Source organism: Pseudomonas sp. NPDC088885 (assembly GCF_044750025.1).
Lineage (GTDB): Bacteria > Pseudomonadota > Gammaproteobacteria > Pseudomonadales > Pseudomonadaceae > Aquipseudomonas > Aquipseudomonas rustica.
In genome coordinates, this window is record NZ_JBIVJB010000032.1 from 46,486 (window position 1) to 53,692 (window position 7,207).

Annotated in this window: 6 protein-coding genes; all 6 read right to left on the reverse strand. The window is 60.9% G+C overall.

The window, feature by feature from the left end:
• Window positions 1-149: 149 nt before the first annotated feature.
• Entirely contained in the window at window positions 150-1,349 is a 1,200-nt protein-coding gene (gene fdhA / locus ACIP1X_RS15180) for a formaldehyde dehydrogenase, glutathione-independent (protein WP_008086916.1), read from the reverse strand.
• 206 nt (window positions 1,350-1,555) lie between these two features.
• Window positions 1,556-2,413: a formyltetrahydrofolate deformylase gene (gene purU / locus ACIP1X_RS15185; protein WP_008086918.1), complete on the reverse strand. Its 858-nt coding sequence runs from the start codon at window positions 2,411-2,413 to the stop codon at window positions 1,556-1,558.
• 217 nt (window positions 2,414-2,630) lie between these two features.
• Complete coding sequence (locus ACIP1X_RS15190; RefSeq protein WP_212550108.1) at window positions 2,631-3,263, reverse strand: sarcosine oxidase subunit gamma; 633 nt, start codon at window positions 3,261-3,263, stop codon at window positions 2,631-2,633.
• A 132-nt stretch (window positions 3,264-3,395) separates the two neighbouring features.
• A complete protein-coding gene (locus ACIP1X_RS15195) occupies window positions 3,396-6,413 on the reverse strand; it encodes a sarcosine oxidase subunit alpha (RefSeq protein WP_400753249.1) in 3,018 nt (1,005 codons plus the stop codon).
• Entirely contained in the window at window positions 6,410-6,739 is a 330-nt protein-coding gene (locus ACIP1X_RS15200) for a sarcosine oxidase subunit delta (protein ID WP_400753251.1), read from the reverse strand. The genes ACIP1X_RS15195 and ACIP1X_RS15200 overlap by 4 nt, the downstream gene beginning before the upstream one ends.
• 14 nt (window positions 6,740-6,753) lie before the next feature.
• A partial coding sequence (locus ACIP1X_RS15205) for an FAD-dependent oxidoreductase (RefSeq protein ID WP_400753254.1) occupies window positions 6,754-7,207 on the reverse strand: 454 nt, incomplete at its 5' end.

Sequence of the window (7,207 nt, forward strand, 5' to 3'; positions counted from 1 at the left end):
CTCGATCTCTCCGGTCGATGCTTAACCCCAGACACCCCGGTCGGCCCCCTCTCCCTCCGGGAGAGGGCTGGGGTGAGGGTAACTTCTGACCTTGCCTTCCAACAAAAAACGGCGACCTTGAGGTCGCCGTTTTGAATTGCGCTTAAGCCCTACGCCGCACTGAACAACTTATGCGGATCAATCACAAACTTCTTCGGCACGCCCGCATCGAACTCGCCGTACCCTTCCGGCGCCTGATCCAGGCTGATCACCTGCACACCAACCACTTCAGCAATGTTGATGCGATCCCACATGATCGCCTGCATCAGTTGGCGGTTGTACTTCATCACTGGGGTTTGCCCGGTGTGGAAGCTGTGGGATTTCGCCCAGCCCAGACCGAAGCGAATGCTCAGGCTGCCCATTTTTGCGGCGGCGTCCACAGCACCCGGATCTTCGGTGACGTACAGGCCCGGAATACCGATCTTGCCGGCAACACGCACCACGCCCATCAGCGAGTTGAGCACGGTGGCCGGGGCTTCCGATTTCGCGCCGTCATGGCCGTGACCGCGTGCTTCGAAACCGACGCAGTCCACCGCGCAATCCACTTCCGGCTCGCCGAGCAGCGCGGCGATTTGTTCGTGCAGCGGCGCGTCTTTCGACAGGTCGACGATTTCAAAACCTTGCGCCTTGGCGTGGGCCAAACGGATGGTGTTGACGTCGCCGATGATCACCACCGCAGCACCGAGCAGACGTGCAGAAGCGGCAGCGGCCAGACCAACCGGGCCAGCGCCAGCGATGTAAACGGTGCTGCCCGGACCAACGCCGGCAGTAACGGCGCCGTGATAACCGGTCGGGAGAATGTCGGAGAGGCAGGTCAGGTCGCGGATTTTCTCCATGGCCTTGTCGCGGTCCGGCAGTTTCAGCAGGTTGAAGTCGGCGTACGGCACCAGCACGTATTCGGCCTGGCCGCCGGTCCAGTCGCCCATGTCGACGTAACCGTAAGCGCCGCCGGCACGGGCCGGGTTGACGGTCAGGCAGACGCCGGTGTGTTGCTCTTTGCAGGAACGGCAGCGCCCGCATGCAACGTTGAACGGTACGGAGACCAGATCACCGATTTTCAGGTTTTCGACGTCGGAGCCTTTTTCGATCACCTCGCCGGTGATTTCGTGGCCCAGCACCAGACCGGTCTGCGCCGTGGTACGGCCGCGCACCATGTGTTGGTCGGAGCCGCAGATGTTGGTGGAAACCACTTTGAGAATGACCCCGTGCTCGATCTTGCGACCGCGCGGGTCCTGCATTTTCGGATAGTCGATTTTCTGTACTTCGACCTTGCCAGCGCCGAGATACACCACACCACGATTGCCAGACATGCTTTCACCTCGCTGTTGTTTTTATGGAACCGCGTTGCCCAGGCAGGCAGCGCGTTAAGTGCTCGGGTTATTGCTTGTTGGTTTTGCGTTGTCAGTTATGGCCTCTTCGCGAGCAAGCCCGCTCCCACAGGGGATTTGGGTTGAAACAAAGATCTCTGTCACACCTGAGATCGAACTGTGGGAGCGGGCTTGCTCGCGAAAGCGATCTATAGAACAACCGTGCGATTGGCGTTGAGAAACACCCTCCGCTCAATGTGATACCCCACTGCCCGCGCCAGTGTCAGGCCTTCAATATCGCGCCCCTTGGCGATCAGATCCTCAGGGTAATGACTGTGATCCACCGCCTCGACACCCTGGGCAATGATCGGCCCTTCATCCAGATCGTTATTGATGTAATGCGCCGTCGCGCCCACCAGTTTCACGCCTTTGTTGTAGGCCTGGTGATACGGCTTGGCGCCCTTGAAACCCGGCAGCAGCGAGTGATGAATATTGATCGCTTTACCATCGAGCTTGCGGCACAACTCCGGCGACAGCACCTGCATGTAGCGGGCGAGGATCACCAGTTCAGCGCCGGACTCTTCGATCACCTGCCACACCTGACGCTCCTGCGACGGCTTGTCGTTGGGGTCGAGGGGGAAATGGTAGTAGGGAATCTGGTGCCAGTCGGCCAGCGGTTTCAAATCCGGATGGTTGGAAACCACCGCCGCGACGTCCATCGACAACTGGCCGATGCGCTGGCGGTAGAGCAAGTCGTTGAGGCAGTGATCGGCCTTGGAAACCATGATCACCACTTTTGGCCGGTAGTTCGGCGCGGTCAGTTCGAAGATCATGCCGAAGGCCTGGCCGCGTTCAGCGAGACCGGCGCGGAAGGATTGCTCGTCGAAGCCGTCGGGCTGGCGGAATTCCACGCGAATGAAAAAGCGCCCGGAGAGGCGGTCATCGAAAGAATGGTGCTCGGTGACGTAGCAACCCTGCTCGAACAGAAAACGCGTGACTGCGTCCACGGTGCCGAGGACGCTGGGGCAGTCGGCGGTCAGAATCCATGTGTCTGGGGCGCGGCTCATGGTGCGGTGACTCCTGTTCTTGTGCGGGGTGTCAGGTTTTTCCCTCACCCTAGCCCTCTCCCAGAGGGAGAGGGGACTGACCGAGGTGTTCTTTCGAGCTACGCCGACCTGAAAATCTGAAGGTGAATGCAGATCGCAAAAACACCCGAGATCGGCTCCCTTTCCCCCTCTCCCCCTTGGGGGAGAGGGCTGGGGTGAGGGGGTAGCTTTTGATCTTTCAGGCCTGAACGCTCAACCCGTACTCAGCCGAAGCATCCTGCAACCACAACCACCAGTAATCCGAAAAACTGCGACGAATCAGCAATTCCCAAGTGTCTTCCGCCGTATGCCGAATCATCAACTGCGACTTGGCGAACACCGTGCCGACCGCTTTACCCACCGGAAAATTATTCGGGTGCACGTCGTAGCTGGTCGACTTCATCAGCACCTGACGCACGTTCGGCCCGCTCAGTTCGAGCACTTGCTGGCCGCCGCTGACGTTGACGATCGCAACGTGCAGATCGCCCAGCGCTTCACGCAGTTTCTGTTCGGCGGCGAACTCTTCGCCGCTCGGGACGATCAGCAGCCACTCGTCCGGGCCCATCCATTGCAGGCTGGTTTCACCTTTGACGATGACGCTCAGCGCGCCGGGCAGTTCGATGCCCAGGGCCTTGTGGACACCGGCGGCGAACGCGGCATCGTGGCCATCGCCACGGATGGTCAGGTGGCCGAGGAGTTTCTTTTCACGCACGATTACGCCGGCGTTCTTGCGGCCCTTGCCGACCAGACTGGCGAGGTCGGCATGCTGCAGCGACGACTCGGCCTTGGCCCCGGTGGTTGGGCGTTGTTGGTACACATTGGCTGTGGTCATAAAGCACCTTTCTGAATTCTTGATCGTTCCCACGCTCTGCGTGGGAATGCCGCCATGGACGCTCTGCGTCCGCTCTTGGGACGCAGAGCGTCCCGGGATGCATTCCCACGCAGAGCGTGGGAACGATCAGTGTCAGATGTTCTGCCGATCCCCCTTCGGATCGAAGAACACCGAAGAAACGATTTCCGCCTCGATCACGCTGCCATCGGCCAGCGGTGCAAACACCCGCTCACCGAGGCGCTTCAGACCGCCCTTGACCACACCCATCGCAAACGAATACCCGAGGGAGTTGTGCGCGTAGCTGGAAGTCACGTGGCCGACCATGGTCATCGGAATCGCCTGCTTGGTGTTGAACACCAACTGCGCACCTTCCGGCAGCCACACGTTCGGGTCGATCGGCTTCAGACCGACCAGTTGCTTACGCTGATCCTTCACGCAGTCTTCACGGTTCATCCCACGCTGGCCGATCCACGAGAACGGTTTGGTGCGACCGACACACCAGCCCATGTTCAAGTCGTCCGGGGTCATCGAGCCGTCAGTGTCCTGGCCAACGATAATGAAACCCTTCTCGGCACGCAGGACGTGCATGGTTTCAGTGCCGTACGGGGTCAGGTTGTACTGCTTGCCGGCCTCGACGATTTTCTCCAGCACGCCCATCGCGTATTCGGCCTGGACGTTGACTTCGTACGAAAGCTCACCGGTGAACGAGATGCGGAACACCCGCGCCGGTACGCCGCCGACCTGACCTTCTTTCCAGGTCATGAACGGGAACGCTTCGTTGCTCAGATCAATGTCAGTCACGGCGCTGAGCAGCTGGCGGCTGTTCGGCCCGGACAGGGTCATGGTCGCCCAGTGGTCGGTGACGGACGTGAAGTAGACCTTCATGTCCGGCCATTCGGTCTGGTGGTACAGCTCCAGCCATTGCAGCACGCGAGCCGCGCCGCCGGTGGTGGTGGTCATGACGAAATGGTTGTCGGCCAGGCACGCCGTGACACCGTCGTCGAAGACCATGCCGTCTTCTTTGCACATCAGACCATAGCGCGCCTTGCCCACGTCGAGCTTGGTCCAGGCGTTGGTGTACACGCGGTTGAGGAACTCGCGGGCATCCGGGCCTTGAATGTCGATCTTGCCGAGGGTCGAGGCGTCGAGCAGGCCGACGCTGTCGCGCACGGCTTTGCATTCGCGTTTCACCGCGGTGTGCAGGTCTTCACCGTTTTTCGGGAAGTACCATGGGCGTTTCCACTGACCGACGTCTTCAAACTCGGCGCCATTCTTCACATGCCAGGCATGCAGCGCGGTGTGACGAACAGGCTCGAAGATGTGCCCACAGTGACGACCGGCCACGGCGCCGAAAGTCACCGGCGTGTAGTTCGGGCGGAACATCGTGGTGCCCATCTGCGGGATGGTCACGTTCAGCGAACGCGCGGCGATGGCCAGACCGTTGACGTTGCCGAGCTTGCCCTGATCGGTGCCGAAGCCCAGCGCGGTGTAGCGTTTGACGTGCTCGACCGACTCAAAACCTTCGCGGGTTGCCAGTTCAATGGCAGCAGCGGTCACGTCATTTTGCAGATCGACGAATTGCTTCGGCGCCCGTGCGGTGTTCTTTTCATGCGGCACCTGAAACAGCGCCAGCGTCGGTTCTTCATGACGGCTGAGGGCTTTCGGCAAGGTGCCTTCGACCGCAGCGAAACCGGCTTCACTGGCAGCGCGCACGCCACCTTCAAAACCGTCAGCCAGCGAATCGCCGAGACCGTAAACGCCGTTGATGCCACCGACGCACACGCGTTTCTGCGGTGCTTCGCCCGGTACGAAACCGAGGATGTCTTCACGCCAGGTCGGCTTGCCACCGAGGTGCGAAGCCAGGTGAACGACCGGGCTGTAACCGCCGGAACTGGCAACCACATCGCAATCAAGCCATTCGCCTGGACTGGTCACGGCGTGGGCTTTGACATCAATCGCGGCAACACGAGCAGCGGTAACACGCTTGCTGCCACGGGCTTCAATCACGGCGCTGCCAGTGAGAATCCGAATGCCTTTGGCGCGCGCCTCTTCCACCAGCGCACCACGCGGATTGCTGCGCGCATCGGCGATGGCGACCACTTGCAGACTGGCGTCGAGCCAATCCAGCGCCACGCGATAGGCGTGATCGTTGTTGGTCGACAGCACCAGTTTCTTGCCCGGCGCCACGCCATAACGGCGCACGTAAGTCGACACCGCACCGGCAAGCATGTTGCCCGGCACATCGTTGTTGCCGTAAACCAGCGGACGCTCGCAGGCACCGGTCGCCAGCACCACTCGCTTGGCGCGAACCCGGTGAATACGCTGACGCACCTGACCGATCGGCGCACGGTCACCGAGGTGATCGGTAAGGCGTTCGTGAATGGTCAGGAAGTTGTGGTCGTGGTAACCGTTGACCGTGGCGCGCGGCAACAGCAGCACGTCCGGGGTGTTCTTCAATTCGGTGATGACGCTGGCGACCCAGTCCATCGCCGGTTTGCCGTCGAGGCTTTCACGCGAGTCGAGCAGGCTGCCGCCGAACTCTTCCTGCTCATCGGCAAGAATCACTCGGGCACCGCTGCGCGCAGCGGCCAAGGCAGCGGCGAGACCGGCCGGGCCAGCGCCGACGATCAGCACGTCGCAATGCTGGTTCATGTAGTCGTAGGTGTCCGGATCGACTTCGGTTGGCGAACGGCCGAGACCGGCAGCCTTGCGAATGTACTTCTCGTAAGTCATCCAGAACGATTGCGGGTACATGAAGGTTTTGTAATAGAAACCCGGCGGCATCAGCTTGCCGCCGACCTTGCCGAGAATGCCCATCATGTCGTTGTTGACGCTCGGCCAGCCGTTGGTGCTGGTCGCGACCAGACCTTGATACAGCGCCTGCTGCGTGGCGCGCACGTTGGGAATCTGCGTGGCTTCGGTAGCGCCGATCTGCAACACCGCGTTCGGCTCTTCGGCACCGGCAGCAAAGATGCCGCGCGGACGCGAATACTTGAAACTGCGGCCGATGATGTCGACGCCGTTGGCGATCAGCGCGGCGGCCAGCGAGTCACCCTCGAAGCCCTTGTAGCTCTGACCGTTGAAGGTGAAGCTCAGCACTTTGTTGCGGTCGATCCGTCCACCGTTGGACAGGCGATTGGTCTGGCTCATACCTTCTCTCCCAGCGCCGTCGTGGCTGTTTTCGCCGTATCAGCCTTGTCGGTGAATTTCGGCTTGGTGCCGATCTTGTAGGTTTCGAGAATCTCGTAGGTCACGGTGTCGCGGGTGACGTTGAAGTACTGACGGCAACCGGCGACGTGATCCCACAGTTCGTGGTGCAGACCGCGCGGGTTGTCGCGGAAGAACATGTAGTCGCCCCACTCCTCGTCGGTGCAGGCGCCTGGATCGAGCGGGCGCGGAATGTGCGCCTGACCGGATGCGTGGAATTCCTCTTCGGAGCGCAGTTCGCCGCAGTGAGGACAGAAGATATGCAACATGGGGATTTCTCCTGTTAGTGGGCGACGGCGGCAGCGCCGTGTTCGTCGATGAGTGCGCCGTTGTGGAAACGGTCGATGGAAAACGGTGCGGCCAACGGGTGCATTTCACCCTTGGCCAGACTCGCGGCAAACACGTTGCCCGAGCCAGGTGTGGCCTTGAAGCCACCGGTGCCCCAACCGCAGTTGAAGAACATGTTCGGTACCGGGGTTTTCGAAATGATCGGGCACGCGTCCGGCGTGGTGTCGACGATGCCGCCCCACTGGCGGTTCATGCGTACGCGCGACAACACCGGGAACATCTCGACGATGGCCTGAATGGTGTGCTCGATCACCGGGTACGAACCGCGCTGGCCGTAACCGTTGTAGCCGTCGATACCGGCGCCGATCACCAGGTCGCCCTTGTCGGACTGGCTGATGTAACCGTGCTCGGCGTTGGTCATGATCACGCTGTCGTTTATCGGCTTGATT